Annotated in this window: 12 protein-coding genes; 4 read left to right on the top strand and 8 right to left on the bottom strand. The window is 60.2% G+C overall.

Translation table 11 applies throughout. The features are described from left to right. Positions 1-15: 15 nt before the first annotated feature. Both istB (SAMIE_RS17850) and istA (SAMIE_RS17845) read right to left on the bottom strand, forming a co-directional pair. Complete coding sequence (gene istB / locus SAMIE_RS17850) at positions 16-879, bottom strand: IS21-like element helper ATPase IstB (protein ID WP_004211466.1); 864 nt, start codon at positions 877-879, stop codon at positions 16-18. Continuing rightward, on the bottom strand, positions 876-2,378 hold the full coding sequence (gene istA / locus SAMIE_RS17845) for an IS21 family transposase (protein WP_011950689.1): 1,503 nt from the start codon (positions 2,376-2,378) through the stop codon (positions 876-878). Before istA (SAMIE_RS17845) ends, istB (SAMIE_RS17850) begins: the two co-directional genes overlap by 4 nt. Positions 2,379-2,544: 166 nt before the next feature. Between istA (SAMIE_RS17845) and SAMIE_RS17840 the strand changes: the two genes are divergently transcribed. From SAMIE_RS17840 to istB (SAMIE_RS17830), 3 genes are all read left to right on the top strand, one after another. Next, complete coding sequence (locus SAMIE_RS17840; protein ID WP_126516895.1) at positions 2,545-2,862, top strand: hypothetical protein; 318 nt, start codon at positions 2,545-2,547, stop codon at positions 2,860-2,862. Between the two features lie 89 nt (positions 2,863-2,951). Next, positions 2,952-4,478, top strand: a complete 1,527-nt coding sequence (istA, locus tag SAMIE_RS17835) for an IS21 family transposase (RefSeq protein WP_066704330.1) — start codon at positions 2,952-2,954, stop codon at positions 4,476-4,478. Continuing rightward, a complete protein-coding gene (gene istB, locus SAMIE_RS17830; protein WP_066704332.1) occupies positions 4,468-5,238 on the top strand; it encodes an IS21-like element helper ATPase IstB in 771 nt (256 codons plus the stop codon). The genes istA (SAMIE_RS17835) and istB (SAMIE_RS17830) overlap by 11 nt, the downstream gene beginning before the upstream one ends. A gap of 71 nt (positions 5,239-5,309) precedes the next feature. On the opposite strand, the gene SAMIE_RS17825 is transcribed toward istB (SAMIE_RS17830), so the two are convergent. Then, on the bottom strand, positions 5,310-6,095 hold the full coding sequence (locus tag SAMIE_RS17825) for a C45 family peptidase (RefSeq protein WP_145988136.1): 786 nt from the start codon (positions 6,093-6,095) through the stop codon (positions 5,310-5,312). Between the two features lie 386 nt (positions 6,096-6,481). Further along, positions 6,482-7,171, bottom strand: coding sequence for a TetR/AcrR family transcriptional regulator (locus SAMIE_RS17820; RefSeq protein WP_066700527.1), 690 nt, complete (start codon positions 7,169-7,171; stop codon positions 6,482-6,484). Between the two features lie 291 nt (positions 7,172-7,462). Here SAMIE_RS17820 and SAMIE_RS17810 point away from each other — a divergent pair, with 291 nt between their 5' ends. Beyond that, entirely contained in the window at positions 7,463-9,781 is a 2,319-nt protein-coding gene (locus SAMIE_RS17810) for a TonB-dependent receptor (RefSeq protein ID WP_083952472.1), read from the top strand. 149 nt (positions 9,782-9,930) lie between these two features. On the opposite strand, the gene SAMIE_RS17805 is transcribed toward SAMIE_RS17810, so the two are convergent. The 4 genes from SAMIE_RS17805 to SAMIE_RS17790 all read right to left on the bottom strand — a co-directional run bounded on the left by SAMIE_RS17805 (position 9,931) and on the right by SAMIE_RS17790 (position 15,307). Next, positions 9,931-11,133 carry a M24 family metallopeptidase gene (locus SAMIE_RS17805; RefSeq protein WP_066700531.1) on the bottom strand — a complete coding sequence of 401 codons (1,203 nt, stop codon included), beginning with the start codon at positions 11,131-11,133 and terminating at the stop codon, positions 9,931-9,933. A 171-nt stretch (positions 11,134-11,304) separates the two neighbouring features. Continuing rightward, the gene (locus tag SAMIE_RS17800) at positions 11,305-12,597 is read right to left on the bottom strand and encodes an amidohydrolase family protein (RefSeq protein ID WP_126516891.1); all 1,293 of its coding nucleotides are present in this window, start codon (positions 12,595-12,597) and stop codon (positions 11,305-11,307) included. Next, positions 12,594-13,790: an amidohydrolase family protein gene (locus SAMIE_RS17795; RefSeq protein WP_162849086.1), complete on the bottom strand. Its 1,197-nt coding sequence runs from the start codon at positions 13,788-13,790 to the stop codon at positions 12,594-12,596. Before SAMIE_RS17795 ends, SAMIE_RS17800 begins: the two co-directional genes overlap by 4 nt. A gap of 137 nt (positions 13,791-13,927) precedes the next feature. After that, the gene (locus SAMIE_RS17790; RefSeq protein WP_066700535.1) at positions 13,928-15,307 is read right to left on the bottom strand and encodes an LLM class flavin-dependent oxidoreductase; all 1,380 of its coding nucleotides are present in this window, start codon (positions 15,305-15,307) and stop codon (positions 13,928-13,930) included. Between the last annotated feature and the right edge of the window lie 404 nt (positions 15,308-15,711).

Below are 15,711 nucleotides of genomic sequence, written 5' to 3'. Positions count from 1 at the left end.
GTTCATGGTGCCGGGTTAGATTGTCGCTGGCAAGGGCGATTCTTCGCTCTGATTGTCGCTGATCGACATTTTCTCGATGGATTTGATTGTCGCGTATTTTGGGGTCCTTCCAGCCCCTGTCTGTCGCTGGAGGGCGGCCCTGCGACGATAGCTCTCGACATTCATCTCGAAGATGGTGGCGTGATGAACGAGACGGTCGACGGCCGCGAGCGTCATGGCGGGATCCGGGAAGACCCGGTTCCATTCGCCGAAGGGCTGGTTGGCCGTGATGAGCATGGATCGGCGCTCATAGCGTGCGCTGATCAACTCGAAGAGCACGGAGGTTTCAGCCTGATCCTTGGCGACATAGGCGAGGTCGTCCAGGATGAGCAGGTGGTATTTGTCGAGCTTGGCGATGGCGGATTCGAGCGCCAGTTCGCGGCGCGCGAGCTGAAGCTTCTGGACCAGCTCGGACGTGCGGGTGAACAGCACGCGCCAACCATTCTGGACAAGTTGCAGGCCGATGGCTGCCGCCAAGTGGCTCTTTCCTCCGCCCGGCGGGCCGAACAGGATGAGATTGGCGCCCTTTTCCAGCCATCCGTCGCCCGAGGTCATGGCCGTGACCTGCGCCCGCGAGACCATCGGCACGGCGTCGAAGGCGAAGCTGTCGAGCGTTTTGCCCGGTGGTAATCGTGCGTCGCTCAGATGACGTTCGATCCTACGCCGGTCACGTTCGGCCATTTCATGCTCGGTAAGTGCAGCGAGCAGTCGGGTGGCGGGCCAGCCCTCCTTGTCGGCACGTTCGGTAAACTCGGGCCAGATCACCTTGATGGCAGGAAGCCTCAACTCGTTGAGGATGAAGCTCAGGCGCTGGGCATCGACGTTATGGGCCTTGGTCATGCGGCCTCTCCCAGCAGCAGGGCATCGTAGTCGGTCAGGGGGCCAAGCTCGACCACCACCTCGGGCAGCGCGGCCGGATCGGGCGAGAAGCGCGTTCGCAACGCGGCGATGTCAGGCAGCCGGCCTTCGTCAAGGTCCTGGGCGAGAAGATCGGCAAGCTCGGCCTCGCAGGCCCGTTCATGGGCCATGGACAGCAACTCGACCATCTTACGGCAAGCGTCACGCTCGGACATGGCTTCGAGCAGCCGTTCGAACATGAGCCTGTACGCCTCGCGCGGGAACAACTGGTCGCGATAGGTCAGCTGCAGCAGGGCCATCGGCTTACGCCTGAGGCTATGGATCACGTGACGGTAATCCACCACATAGCCATGTTCGGTAGCGCTTTTCGGGCGACCGCGTGGCCGGGTCATGAGATAACTGCCGCCCAGGAACAGATCGAGCCGATCATCGTAGAGGCGCACACGCAGTCGATGCCCGATCAACCGTGACGGCACCGTGTAGAACACCTTGCGCAGAACGAAGGTGCTGGACGAGGTGACGGGAAGGATATGTTCCTCGTAGTCGCTGGTGCGACGATCAGGTAGCGGTTTGAGCGTTGCCCTTTCGGTGTCGATGCGGGCGGCACTGCGCCGGTTCTTTCGGGCAACGATCTCGTCGATGAACCTGCGATAGGCCGCGAGGTCCTCGAAGTCGGTCGATCCACGCATCGCCAGCGCATCCTCCACCGCCGCCTTGAGATGGCCGTGGGAGCTTTCGACGCTGCCATTCTCATGTGCGATGCCGCGGTTGTTGCGGGTCGGCGTCATGCCATAATGTTCGCACAAGGCGTCGTAGCGTGTGGTCAAGTCCGCACGGGCATCGGCATCAAGGTTGCGAAACGCGGCCGACAGACTGTCGCTGCGGTGTTCGCCCGGCGCGCCGCCCAGCATCCAAAGCGCGTTCTGCAGCCCCTCAGCCAATGCGACATAGCTCTCGCCGCCCAGGATGACATGGGCATGTTCGAAGCCTGACCACACCAGGCGGAAGTGGTAAAGCAGGTGATCGAGGGGCGCACCCGCGATCGTGACTTTGAGGCTCCTCATGTCGGTGAAGTCCGAAAGGCCCATTCGCCCCGGCTCATGAGTCTGGCGGAAGATCACTTCCTGTTCCGGGCCATGAACGGCCCGCCAGGCACGGATACGACGCTCCATCGTGCGGCGAACCCCAAAATCGAGATCGGGATGGCGACGGCGCATCTCCTCGAAGATCGCCACCGCCCGCAAGCCAGGTGCCGCCTTCAGCATTGGTACGATCTCGCTCTCGAAGATCGATTCCAACGGATCAGGTCGCCGTCGGCCGCGGGGCGCTTTACGGTGTGAAGGAAGCACCGGATCGCTCGCGATCCGGTAGCCCGTCGCGGTGCTGAACCCGGCCTTCGCCGCAGCCACCGGGACCGGGTTGGTCTGTCGCAATTTCATGAAAAGCCTCATTTGATGATCGTTGACTTGGCAACCCGGCACTCACGGCATCTCCCTCCAATCTGGATATGCCAATGAATATTGGGTCGGCCCCGACGATCTGCGGCTCCTCCATTAAAGGGCCATCGGTTGTTGGGGTCTCGGCTACGGGCTTCGGGCTACGCCCTCCGCCCTTCACCGACACCCCAACAACCGATTCTCATCTTGATTGTCGCTACGCTCGCATCCTGTCAGTCGCCGCGCAGCCGGCCTCGATGCAGATCATGTCGAAGTGTTGAAAGGGCCGCAGGGAACGCTCTTCGGTGCCAACTCCACTGGCGGCGCCATCAACTATGTGGCGGCCAAGCCCTCCGACACGTTCGAGGCTGGCGCGACTGCGACTTATGGACGGTTCGACCAGTTCGATGTCAGTGGTTATGTCAGCGGGCCCATCACCGACACGCTGAGCCTTCGGCTGGCGGTCGAGCATCAGGGCAGCGGTGACTGGCAGAAAAGCATCTCGCTGTTGATTTCCACTGAGAGTTGACCCGGGAGGGGCATAAGTTTCCACTGAGAAGTGACCCATGTTTTGACTTCCCTCTGGCTGATTGGTCGGAGGATTCAGGAGTGATCGACATGGCGTTATTGAGTGTAATCCGGCGCTGGCATTTCCGGCAGCAGGTTCCGATCCGGGAGATCGAGCGGCGCACTGGTTTGTCGCGCAACACGATCCGCAAGTACCTGCGGGCGGACACGGTAGAGCCGCAGTTCAAGGTTCCCGAGCGGCCGAGCAAGCTGGACCCGTATGCGGAGAAGCTGTCAGGCTGGCTGCGGATCGAGGCTGGCAAGTCGCGCAAGCAGCGGCGCACGGCGAAGCAGATGCACGCCGATCTCGTGGTCCTGGGCTATAACGGCTCATACGGGCGCGTTGCGGCCTTCGTGCGGACCTGGAAGGCCGATCGTCAGCGCGAGCAGCAGACCAGTGGTCGCGGCACGTTCGTGCCGCTGGTCTTTGCGCCGGGCGAGGCGTTCCAGTTCGACTGGAGCGAGGACTGGGCCTTGCTGGGCGGCAAGCAGACCAAGCTGCAGGTGGCGCACACCAAGCTGTCACACAGCCGCGCCTTCACCGTCCGAGCTTATCTGCTCCAGACTCACGAGATGCTGTTCGACGCTCTGACCCAGGCCTTCCGGGTGCTGGGCGGCGTGCCGCAGCGCGGGATTTTCGACAACATGAAGACCGCGGTTGATCGGATCGGCACGGGCAAGGCTCGGCAGGTCAACGCGCGCTTTGCCGCGATGGCCAGTCATTACCTGTTCGAGCCCGAGTTCTGTAACCCGGCTTCCGGTTGGGAGAAGGGACAGGTCGAGAAGAACGTGCAGGATGCACGGCGCCGGCTGTGGCAACCCATGCCCAGCTTCCCCGACATCGATGCGCTCAACGTCTGGCTCGAGGAGCAGTGCATCGCGCAATGGGGTCAGATCCAGCATGGCGTCCTGCCCGGCACCATCGCCGATGTGCATGCCGAAGAGGTCGCCAGTCTGATGCCGCTGGGCCGGCCCTTCGATGGCTTCGTCGAGCACACCAAGCGGGTATCGCCGACCTGCCTGGTCTCCTTCGAGCGCAATCGCTACAGCGTGCCAGCCTCTTTCGCCAACCGGCCGGTGAGCCTGCGGGTCTACCCTGACCGGCTCGTCATCGCCGCCGAGGGCCAGGTCCTGTGCGAGCATGGCCGGATCATCGAGCGGTCCCATGACCAGCCAGGGCGGACCATCTATGACTGGCGGCATTACCTGGCGGTGATCCAGCGCAAGCCTGGCGCCCTGCGCAACGGCGCGCCCTTTGCCGAGATGCCCGAGGCCTTCCGGCAGTTGCAGGGCTTCCTGCTCAAGCGCCCCGGCGGTGACCGGGAGATGGTGGAGATCCTCGCGCTGGTCCTGCAACATGATGAGCAGGCGGTGCTCTGTTCCGTCGAACTGGCGCTGGAAGCTGGCGTGCCGACCAAGACCCATATCCTCAACATCCTCCACCGGCTGCTCGACGGCAAGCCAACCAGCATCGCCGCCATCGATACCCCACAGGCGTTGAGCCTGCGCCGGGAGCCGAAGGCCAATGTCGCGCGCTATGATACGCTGCGCGGGAAGGATCTGCGTCATGCGTCATGATCCCGCCAGCGCCGCCGTCATGGTCATGCTGCGCTCCCTCAAGATGTACGGCATGGCCCAGGCCGTCGCTGACCTCATCGAGCAGGGGGCACCCGCCTTCGATGCGGCCATCCCCATCCTCTCCCAGTTGCTCAAGGCCGAGATGGCCGAGCGCGAGGTTCGGTCCATCGCCTACCAGATCAAGGCGGCCCGGTTCCCGGCCTACAAGGACCTGGCCGGCTTCGACTTCGCTTCCAGCGAGGTCAACGAAGCCATGGTCCGCCAGTTGCATCGCGGCGAGTTTATCGATGGCGCCCATAACGTCGTCCTGATCGGTGGCCCCGGCACCGGCAAGACGCACGTCGCCACCGCACTTGGCGTCCAGGCGGTCGAGCATCACCGCAAGAAGGTCCGCTTCTTCGCCACCGTCGACCTGGTCAACGCGCTGGAACAGGAAAAGGCCATGAACAAGGCAGGCCAACTGTCCGAACGGCTCCTGCGCCTCGACCTCGTCATCCTCGACGAGCTCGGATACTTGCCGTTCAGCCCGTCAGGCGGCGCGCTGCTGTTCCACCTGCTGAGCAAGCTTTACGAGCGCACCAGCGTCGTCATCACCACCAACCTCAGCTTCAGCGAATGGGCTGGCGTGTTCGGTGATGCCAAGATGACAACGGCTCTGCTGGACCGGCTCACCCACCACTGTCACATCCTCGAGACCGGCAATGACAGCTTTCGGTTCAGGGCCAGCGCCGCGGACCCCAAATCACGAAAGGAAAAATAACCCGCTTGACCCACCACCCGCATAGCGGGACATACCTTCCAACCGGGTCACTTCTCGATGAAAATCCCGGGTCAACTCTCAGTGGAAATCAACAGCAATGCGGCAGCGCTCTTCTCGGCGTTGAACAAGCCAGCATCTTCCATCAGTTCCTCGGCCCTTGCCGGAGGATTGACGCCAGTCCATATGGCGAGCGCCTGATCATAGGTCATTGGCACACCGCGTCGTGTCGCGCCGTCTGCCCAACCCCGTGCAAAATCGAGAATCTCCGGCATATGCTCCCGGAGTTGAGCCTCCCAGCTACGCAACTCGGCAAAATCATCATCGGAAAACTGCCGGCGGCCATGCCAATCGAAGATGAACGGACCATAGACATCCAGCACCTGCTCGGCATATTGACGGCCCATGTCGTGATTTGAACCTTTCAGAACCACGACAGGGTTGATTGACGGCACGATTGGAACGCCATCGTAGAACAGAGTTTCGGTTCCGCGTGTTTCGATTGCGCCAGGCAAAGCGAAGGGCTGCAACGGCTGTTCATCCTCAAGAAAGGCCTGAACTTCCTTTGCCCGCGCAATCACCTGTTCAAAAAGATCGGACGCCTCCTGCAAAGCTGCGGCTTCTGCGGCGAGTGATTCGAACGGATCGGCATATCCTGCCAAGCTTCCCGTAACGCGGCCAAATAGCCATTTTGCCTTAGACAGGATCAGCATCACTTCGTCCAACGCCGTGCGGGCAGGCGCATAGGCGGGTTCGCTCCAGTCATTCTTGACCAAGGCGCGATTGGCGAAATGAATCGCATAATGCGCCCGATCGAGTTGATCCTGAACCGATGCCCGCGTAGCGGCCTGAGATGTCACTGCCATTGCCTCCGAAACTGGTAATTAGGCGGTCGGGCGGCCAGCCCGGGTGCGCAGCCGATCATGTCAGGCCGAAGATCAGGCCCGATCCGCGCCCCTTCCGTCTGCCACGCTCCCGCTCGCGCCAAGCCGATACGCGGCGTCAAACAGCCGCCGTCCATTGCAAAAGGGAATGTCCAAGGTAGGCGCTCGCAGAGCAATCGCGGGAGATGACAAAAAGGCCGCATAAGGCGACAAACGCCTGATAGAAGGAAGTACGCTCCCGCCGGGTCATGCCGTAAAACGTCTAAGCCGTCGCGGGTGCGCCTTTCGTACTGGTGATCCTGCTTCAGGCCCGGCTGGTTCGCCGCGCATCTAGGACCAATTCCGCGTGCGGGGCGCCAGATTTATGCTGCCGCGAAATGCCGCCGCAGAATGACATCGGCCTCCTGCGCGGCGATCATGTCGGCTTCCTCGGTCGGCAAGCCCAGCCCGCGTAACATGATCGCGGCCAATTGCTGCCCTCTTGCAACGATGCCGAATGCGCCGGCTTCGTCGATCGAATAGGCATAGGCCGCACCGCTGAGGCCGTGCACGAGGAGCACACCCCCTTCGGTGGTCGCAAGCCTGAAACGCCCCGAGGCGATCCCTTCTGCGATATAACTGACGATTCCAACATCGACGGGATCATTGAGCGGCCGTATGGAGAAGCGGCTGTGCATCAGGAACAGAACCTGTTCCTTATGATCGAGCTGGTATCGCAGGCCCACGCAAAAGGCTCTGGCGACCTTCCGCGCCGGATCTGACAAAGCCTTGGTCTCTCCGACCACGCGCGAATGAACCTGATGCCGGACGGATTCCACTATAGCATTGAACAGTTCGTCCTTGTCGACGAAATGATTGTAAAATGTGCCCTTGGCCACATTGGCTTCGGCGACGATCTCGTCGATCGACACTGCGCTGAGCGATGTTAGGGCAATCAGATGCATGCCCGCGTCAATCAGTGCCTGGCGCGTCCGGTCGCGGCGTCCGCCCCGGTTCTTCGCCTCCTGATCAACTGCCGGAACCGCATCAGCACTGATGGTAGAAGCTGTCATAAGCGCTACCTAGCCAGTGGGGAAAGTGCTGGCAACCTGCCATGCCTTCATAACGCAGCGTCATTTCGTTGATGGGTGAATAGTGGCTGGATTGCGGGAAGGCGGTCGCGCAAGCAGCCCTCACCGCAAAATGGCGCGCCCCGCCGCCCCACAGGTCAAATGTGACGACTGGTATATGTTTTTGTGCCGTCGCCAATCACTGTCGTTAAGCCAATAAAATTGTATTGGATCAATGGGTTGTATCGCATCTTCGATCCAGAAATCAGCATAAAGTGAATTATTGGTCATTTTATGGCCGAATTTCAGCTATTGACAAGGCTATGCGCTTATCATTTTTATCGCATTCGTCGCTCGATAATACTTTTGGTCAGAAATTTGGGGCGGCGAAAAGGGGGTCTCATGCCGAAGAACGTCATTCGTTTCGCCACCTGCTCCAGCCTAGCGCCAATCATGGCGGCGCTGATGTGCTCCACCTCCCACGCACAGGCGCCCGACATCGGCGTCAGCGAGTCGCCCTCTCCCGACAGCCAGGGGGGCGGGACAGACATCGTCGTAACAGCACAGCGGCGCGAGCAAAAGCTCCAGGACGTCCCCATCGCGATCACGGCGGTGACGTCCGAGGAACTGAGCGCGCGCAACGTGTTCGATCTCCAGTCGATTTCCTCGGTCGCTCCGTCGGTCCAGATCACCGGTGCAGGCGGTGTTGCAGGCAATCATCAGGTTTCGATCCGCGGCATATCCGGCCAAGGCAGTCCGATCGGCACCGCCCAGCCGGTTGCGACCTACATTGACGGGGAATATCTGCCGACGACGGACGCCGCCTTCTTCACCTTGGACGACGTCGAGCGGGTGGAGGTTCTTCGCGGCCCACAAGGAACGCTCTATGGCCGAAATTCGACCGCCGGCGCCATCAACATCATCACCCGAATGCCGGGGCAGGATCTCAAGGCCGGCTTCGACGTGAGCTACGGAAATTACGCCCATGTCCTGGCGCGCGGATCGGTCAGCGGACCGCTAGCCGCCGGGTTGAGCGCAGGTGTCTCGGCCAGCTATGAGGCCCGCGACGGCTTTATCAAGAACTCGACGACGGGCAAATCGCTGGACGACCTGCGATCCTACGTCCTCCGTGGAAAATTATATTATCAGTCACCCGACGAGAATTTCTCAATTCTTGCGGCCGCAGATACATGGCGCCGCGATAATCCCTCGACGATCTGGAGTTCGCTGTACAATCCGGCCGGCAACGTCTTCATCGGCCTGCCGAACCCGAGCACGATCACCGTTCCGGCGAGGGCGGATGACACCTATATCAACGACAACAAGTCAGAGGGTCAGGCAATCACGCTGACCTACAAGGCATCGCCCCAACTGCAATTCACATCCATCACGACGCACCGCAATTATCGTGTCGATATTTCCTATTATACTCCGGTCTTCAATTTGGCGGGCGGGTCGATCATCCAATACAAGACCTTCAACTCGGAGTTTCGCGGCAATTATACCGGCGATTGGCTAACGATCACCGCAGGCGTCAACTATTACAGAAGCGATCAACTTTACGCGACCCAATCTCCGCATGCGCTGGGCACGACCCTGCCTTACGCCAACCCCCGCGACACATCCAATCTCGAGGCGGTGGGTGTATTCGGCCAGGCCGAAATGACGATCGCCCCTGATCTGACCTTGGTCGGCGGAGCGCGCTACATTCACGAGACACAGGACTTCGTGATCGACTACAGCAAGGCGGCGGTGCCCGGGCCGCTGGTCAACGGGTCGGTCAAAGCGAACAAGCCGATCTTCAATGGCGGCATCAACTACAAACCGGACAGCGATATCCTCCTCTACGCCAAGGTCAGTCAAGGCTATCAGGCGCCCGGTTTCAACAACTCGATCCGCTCGACCAGTGCCTTTACGTTCAGGCCCGAAACGCTCGTCGCTTATGAAGCCGGTATAAAGTCGCAATTTTTCGGCCGCCTTCTCACATTCAACCTCGCCGGGTTCTATTATGATTATAAAGATCTCCAGGTGAGGAACATCGTGACGGTTGGCGTCCAGATCATCGAAAATGCCGCAAGCGCCAAGATCAAAGGCCTTGAAGCGAGCCTTGTCCTGCGGCCCACACGCGGACTCACGCTGAGCGGCGATCTTTCTTGGACCGATGCCACCTATAAGTCTTTCTGCGAAGGGAATGGCGGCAGCGCCCCCCCGGCGAACGATACCGCCTGCATCAACGCCAATGGTATCGCCGGATGGGACCGCTCAGGCAATTACCTCAGCAACTCGCCAAAATGGTCCGGCACCGTGTCGGCCAATTACAACCTGCCGCTGGGTCCAGGAGAACTCCGCACCAATGTGGGCTATAATTTCTCGTCCAAAGCCTATTTTTCCCCTGCCAACGAAATCCCGATCAGTCGCGACAGCATCGACAAGCTGGACGCACGCATCGGCTATAAGGTCGAGGGTTTTGAAATTTACGCATATGGCCAAAATCTGACGAATCGGCGCTTTGCGTCATACCCGATCCGCGCACTCTATACGCCTATCAACTTCGTCGTCAGCCCTCCGAATGACCCGAGAACCTATGGCGTGGGCATGAAGTATAGTTTCTAGGCGTATCCGTCTCGCGGGCGCCTGCTTCAAGCGCCTACTACGCTACCACGCTACACGGGAGGCCGCCAGGGGCGGCCTCCTGCCTCCGAGGTCAAAGCAGGCGGACGTTGTCCGGTGAGTTTATCGCTTGATCGTTGCGATGCCGGCCATCACAATATCTCAATGATGGCGGGGGCACGCTTGCCAAGTCGTTCCGCACCCCACGGCGTGCAGATCACGGTGTCGCCCCAGTATATCCATTTACTGCGGTCCTTGGTCGACACGATCGGTTTCACAACGAATGCGCTGTTTTCCTCGACAGTCCAGTTCGCCATCGCAGCATCCCGAACCCCGAAAACCGCGAGAGGGGAGTCGTCGCCCATCCCCCGTCCGTGCATCAGAACACGGACATCGAAACGCTCGTCGGTCATATCGTTGAGATTCTCGGCAATGGTTCCCACCGATTGTCCCGGCCGCAACATCGCATGACAGATGCGGACAGCCTCCTGCTGCCGTTCAAACATCTCATGATATTCATCCGGCGCTCGCCCCAAAAACAGCGCCTGCGCGCCAGCGGCGTCGCAGCCCGCATAGCGCCCCTGAAGTTCCGTCATGATCACGTCTCCCGCGCGGAGGGGGCGGCGGGATGGCATATATGCGTTGGAGAGCGGTTGGGGCGAGCCAGCCGACCATAGAATGAAAGCGGGCAGTTCTCCGCCCGCTTGCACCAGCGACGCGACCATATGCGCGTAAACGATGTTCTCGGGAACGCCGGGTCGCGCTTCCTGAACGGCAATGTCTATTGCCTGTTCGAGAATCTCGGTGCCCTTGCGGAGGAAGGCGATTTCCTCCGGCGACTTGATAAAACGGGCCTCAGCCATGAGCGGCGTCGCATTGAGAAGCTCCACATCGGGAAGCTCTTCGCGCAGGAGCTGGACCGTACCGTGCGAGGTTGTCCCCTCCGGAAAGCGAGTATTCCCAGCCAGGCCGAAGACGCCAAGGCGGCGAAGTCCACGCAGTTCCTTCAGCCGCTGGATCACCGATCGCGTGAAGCCCCAGGCGCCCGTCATAACCCGAACGTCATGAACCCAGTCCTGTCGCTGCATGCAGACGGAGGGATGCACATCGGCGCTGGTAAAAACGGTCACATCGCCTTCGACCGGGAATATCGTCGCAAGCGTCCAATGATTGCCGCCAAGTCCCGTCAGATAGCGCGTGTTTGCCTGCTGCGTATCGAAAAGGCCAGTATGGGGCGGCACGAATATGGCATCCACATCATCCCGCTCCATGAGCCGACGCACCCGCGCCCAGCGGCGCTCCCGCTCCGCCAACGAAAATTTCGGAATGCCGAGATCGTCGTCTGGATTAATCATCACGATCCTTTACCCCCCTCGGAACAATATGCTCCTGGCCCAGCGCTATGGCTGCGGGCGGTCTTCAACTCGTTAAGGGGGTCCAAAATGGCCTCGCTTGTCGGCACGCATGGCACCGACAAGCGTGAGGGAATTGGTTTTGCACAAGCGCCGGACGCAGCTATTGCCGCATCAATCCGGCAGCATCAGTTCACCGTTGGTGACGAAGAACTTCTCCATCACGCGATGTCCGAGCGGCTCCAGCGACGCCGCGAACTTGTCGATCGGCTTCTTGCCGCCCTCGACATGAGGATAATCGCTGGCAAAGCAATAAACGTCTTCCAGGCCAAATTTCTCGATATATTCGCCCACCGGCTCGAAATCGAACGGAGAGACGCGTACATTTCGAGAGATATATTCGGATGGCCGCATGGGCAGGCGGCGCCCCTCAGAACCATCGGCGAATGTCTTGGGCAAGATGGCCTGATTATTGTCGCGCCACAGGTCGAGCATGCGCGCCAGCGGGCCGATCCAGTGCGCGGTATATTCCATCACCCCGACGCGCAGGGTCGGGTGCCGATCAAACACGCCCCCGGTCACCAACGTCGCGATGAAATTCTGCGGAGCGAGGTGGAAGATAGAGAGGGTCCATGGATCGAGGCTGCCCTCCTCGGTCATCTTATAGCCTTGAAATTCTTCTGCATCGCCCCAGTCGTTGGTGCGGAACAGCAGGGACTCAAGACCGGTGGTATGCAGGGTCAGCGGCACTTTCGCCTCGGCCAGCATCGCATAGAAGGGGTCCAGCTTTTTCGATGCGGGCGAAACCCCGCCGGGGAGCCGCGGCGCCTGAATCTGCACGGCACGGATACCCCGATCAATCAGCGATTTGGTCATTTCAATCAATTCTTCCGGCGTATCGCCGAAGATCGGCGTGACCGGCCGGAAACGGTCCGAAATTTTAGCGACCCGCACCGCCCAGTCGTTGTTGGCCTTGATGAGATCGAGCGCCACGGAATAGGTCTTCTCGCCGAAGGTCTTGTAGCGGGCAGTCCCTTCCGCTGACCCATAGAGGATCGAACCGCCCAGTCCGACGCCCGACGGGAACATGAGCTGGCGACTGATCGCCATCGTATCCATAAGGTCGTTCCGACGGTTCATGTCGGTAGCAGCGGGAGCAGCGGAGCCTTTCGTCGTCCAAGCCGTATCGGGGTCGATCTCGCCCACATCGCCCGGATAGTCGGGAATGTTCATATTGTTTCCGTTGGGGCGGATAGGCGCAGCCATTGTGATTTCGGCCCAGGGCCGAACCGTTTCGCCAAATTCCTCAACCCAGAGCTGCGCCGGAACCATCTCATGACTGTCCACGTCGGTTATACGGCCCGCGAAGGGAAGCACACTCTTTGGAAGTTCATACATATGCCGTCTCCTATGAATCTGAATATTGAATTTTAATATTTTAAGGAAAGCGCTGCCATTACCGGTCACTCTGCCAAAAGAAGCTCACCGTTTGTCACGAAGAACTTCTCCATTATTTCATGGCCCAGAGGATCAAGCGAGGTCGCAAACTTATCCACCGGCTTCCTGCCACCTTCGATGTGGGGATAGTCGCTGGCGAAGCAGTAAACGTCTTCGAGGCCGTACATCTCAATATACTTGCCGACGGGTTCGAAATCGAAGGGAGCGACACGGATGTTGCGCGAGATATATTCCGATGGGCGCAGCGGCAGGCGACGTCCATTTGAACCGTCGGCAAAGGGTACCGGGTGGATCGACTGGTTGTTGTCGTGCCAGAGATCCAGCAACTGGGCGAGCGGACCAATCCAGTGCGCGCAATATTCCAGCACGCCGACCCGCAGCGCCGGATGGCGGTCGAACACGCCGCCCGTCACCAGCGTTGCGACGAAGTTTTGTGGGGCAAGATGGAGCGCAGACAGCGTCCACGGGTCCATCCCCACTTCGGGCGTGTCCTTGAACCCCTGGAACGCCTTGGCCTTGTTCCAGTCATTGGTGCGGAAAAGCAGCGAGTCACCGCCGATATGCAAAGTCAGCGCGACTTTCGCCTCCGCAAGAAGCGCATAGAAAGGATCGAGATCGTTATGCGCCGGCGAAACGCCACCCGGCAGCCGGGGCGCGGAAAGCTGCACTGCGCGTATGCCCCGTTCGACAAGCGACGCCGTCATAGCATAGAGGTCTTCCGGAGTGTCGCCAAATACGGGCGTCACGGGGCGAAATCGGTCCGAGATCGCGGCGACGCCCACGGCCCATTCATTGTTCGCCCGCATCAGGTCGCGCGCGAAGGCATAGCCCTGCCCCTTGGGCACGCCGAAACGCTCCATCGAGAAATGCCGGTCCTCTGCCGAAGCGTAAAGAATCGAGCCGCCCAGTCCCGGTCCGGTAGGGAACATCAACTGCCGCTTGACGCCCATGACGTCCATGAGTTCATGGCGTCGGTGCATGTCGGTGGCGGCGGGAGCGGTCGCGCCCTTTGCAGTCCACACCGTATCCGGATCAATAACGCCCACATCGCCGTCAAAGTCCGGTATGCTCATATTGTTGGCGTTGGTTTTCGTATTTTCTGACGCAGCAACAACCAGATCGACCCAGGGCCGGACTGCTTCACCAAATTCTTCCACCCAAAGCTGGGCCGGTATCATCTCATGGCTGTCGACATCGGTCATACGGCCCGCGAAAGGGGCGACACTTTCAGGTAAATTGTACATTCTAATTTCCTGCCATTTGTGAACGCGGCTCATCAAAACGGCCTGTTGCGGGCCACGCGCCGGTATCGGCCTCATTGTCACGGGTCAGGCGCATTTCAGGTCTCCGGAACCAGGGTTCGCCGGACCTGGTGTTTCGCCGGTCCACGCACGAAGCGGTTATCCGGGCGCGGGAGGCCCAGATTCTCGCGCAACGTCCTTCCGCGATACTCGCGTTGGAAAAGTCCCCGCCGTTGCAGTTCGGGGATCACGTCGTCCACGAAGATTTCCAGCGAATCCTCATCGCTGGCGAAGGTAATGTTGAAGCCGTCGGCCGCCCCGGCCTCCATCCACTCCTCAATCATGTCGGCTATGTCCATCGGCGAGCCGGGGGCCGTGCCCAGCCGCGCGGCGACCTGCATCAACTGGCGGATGCTGAGATTGTCGCGCTTGGCCAGATCGAGAAAATATTTCTGGCTCGTCTTCGATCCCGCCTGATCCTCGGCGATCTCCGGCACCGGGCCGTCGAGGTCATGGCCCGAAAGATCGGCACTGATGTAACTGGACAGCACTTCCATCCCGAAGACCGGATCGACAAGTTCATCCAGGGCGGCGATTTTGTCTTCGGCATGGGCGCGGCTGCGGCCGACCATCAGGCCGATCGCCGGCATGATCTTGACATGGTCGGGATTGCGCCCGCTGTCGGCAGCCTGCGCCTTGACGTCATCGTAGAAGGTTTTGGCGTGCCTGATCTCAGCCTGCATCGTATAGATGAGGTCAGCGTGGCGCGCAGCGAAGGCGCGCCCCTCGACGGAAGAGCCAGCTTGGGCGATGACCGGGTGCCCCTGCGGCGGCCGCGCGATATTGAGCGGCCCCGCAACCGACAGATGCTTGCCGCGATGATTGAGGCTGTGCAGCTTCTCGGGGTCGAAATAGCGTCCCGACGCCCTGTCGCGCAGAAACGCATCATCCTCCCAACTGTCCCAGAGTCCCGCGACAGTATCGAAAAACTCCTCGCAGCGCTCGTAGCGCTCGCCATGACCGTAATGCGCGTCGCGCCCGAAGTTCATCGCCGACTTGGGATGGGAGGTGGTGACCACATTCCACCCTGCCCGCCCGCCCGAGATATGATCGAGCGAGGCGAACATCCGTGCGACATTATAGGGTTCGGCGTAGCTTGTGGTCACCGTGCCGAGCAGGCCAATATTGTTCGTGCAGGCCGCAAGCGCCGAAAGCAGCGTGACCGGCTCCCACGCGGATGCCTTGGCGGTGCGACTCAGCGCTTCCATGCTGACGTCGGCCGAGTAGACGCCGACCGCGACTGTATCCGCGAAGAACGCCGCATGGAACTTGCCACGCTCGGCAATTTGGATCTGCCGGCGGACCATGTCGAAATCCATCTCCGATCGGCGCTGCCCCGCTTCCTGCCGCCAGGCCATCGAGTGAAACCCCAGATAGGCAGGCATCCAAAGGAGAATCGTGTCCTTTTTGGCGGTCATCTATGGCCCCTTCCCGTTACCGACGGCGAGGACACGTCGCGCCGGGATGGTCGCACCATGATAGCGCGCCCCGCAACCTCCGGCATTTTGGCCGTGCCCAACGCGACTGCACTTCCCAGAGGCAGATCGACAGAACATGCCTTGCTCGAACGCACACAGAGAGGCTGGATCAACAATGGCGACTCTCGCACAATCTGATAAAATGACTATACGGGCAATTACAACATTAACGAACGAAGAGAAAGTGGATTTTCTGGGCCGTAGGGTGATTTAGGGCGAGCGGAGGTGACTGAACGTATTTTCAAGTCTACTCACCTCGCTGCGCTAATCCAGCCACGTCGCAAACATTGCCTTGGAATCGAAAAGACGGGAATGCAAAACCGCCGTCCCTCGTATGCATGGGT

The sequence above is a fragment of the Sphingobium amiense genome (assembly GCF_003967075.1).
Classification (GTDB): domain Bacteria; phylum Pseudomonadota; class Alphaproteobacteria; order Sphingomonadales; family Sphingomonadaceae; genus Sphingobium; species Sphingobium amiense.
The sequence above is the reverse complement of the archived record's forward strand: the minus strand, read 5'-3'. Positions and strand labels throughout refer to the sequence as shown.

What these genes read in the sequence shown, in the direction of transcription:
- SAMIE_RS17820 (WP_066700527.1), bottom strand. Translation starts at nt 7,171, where the DNA reads ATGACAGCTTCTACCATCAGTGCTGATGCGGTTCCGGCAGTTGATCAG.
- SAMIE_RS17810 (WP_083952472.1), top strand. Translation starts at nt 7,463, where the DNA reads ATGGCCGAATTTCAGCTATTGACAAGGCTATGCGCTTATCATTTTTAT.
- istB (WP_066704332.1), top strand. Translation starts at nt 4,468, where the DNA reads ATGCGTCATGATCCCGCCAGCGCCGCCGTCATGGTCATGCTGCGCTCC.
- SAMIE_RS17805 (WP_066700531.1), bottom strand. Translation starts at nt 11,133, where the DNA reads ATGATTAATCCAGACGACGATCTCGGCATTCCGAAATTTTCGTTGGCG.
- SAMIE_RS17790 (WP_066700535.1), bottom strand. Translation starts at nt 15,307, where the DNA reads ATGACCGCCAAAAAGGACACGATTCTCCTTTGGATGCCTGCCTATCTG.
- SAMIE_RS17795 (WP_162849086.1), bottom strand. Translation starts at nt 13,790, where the DNA reads ATGACCGATGTCGACAGCCATGAGATGATACCGGCCCAGCTTTGGGTG.
- istB (WP_004211466.1), bottom strand. Translation starts at nt 879, where the DNA reads ATGACCAAGGCCCATAACGTCGATGCCCAGCGCCTGAGCTTCATCCTC.
- istA (WP_066704330.1), top strand. Translation starts at nt 2,952, where the DNA reads ATGGCGTTATTGAGTGTAATCCGGCGCTGGCATTTCCGGCAGCAGGTT.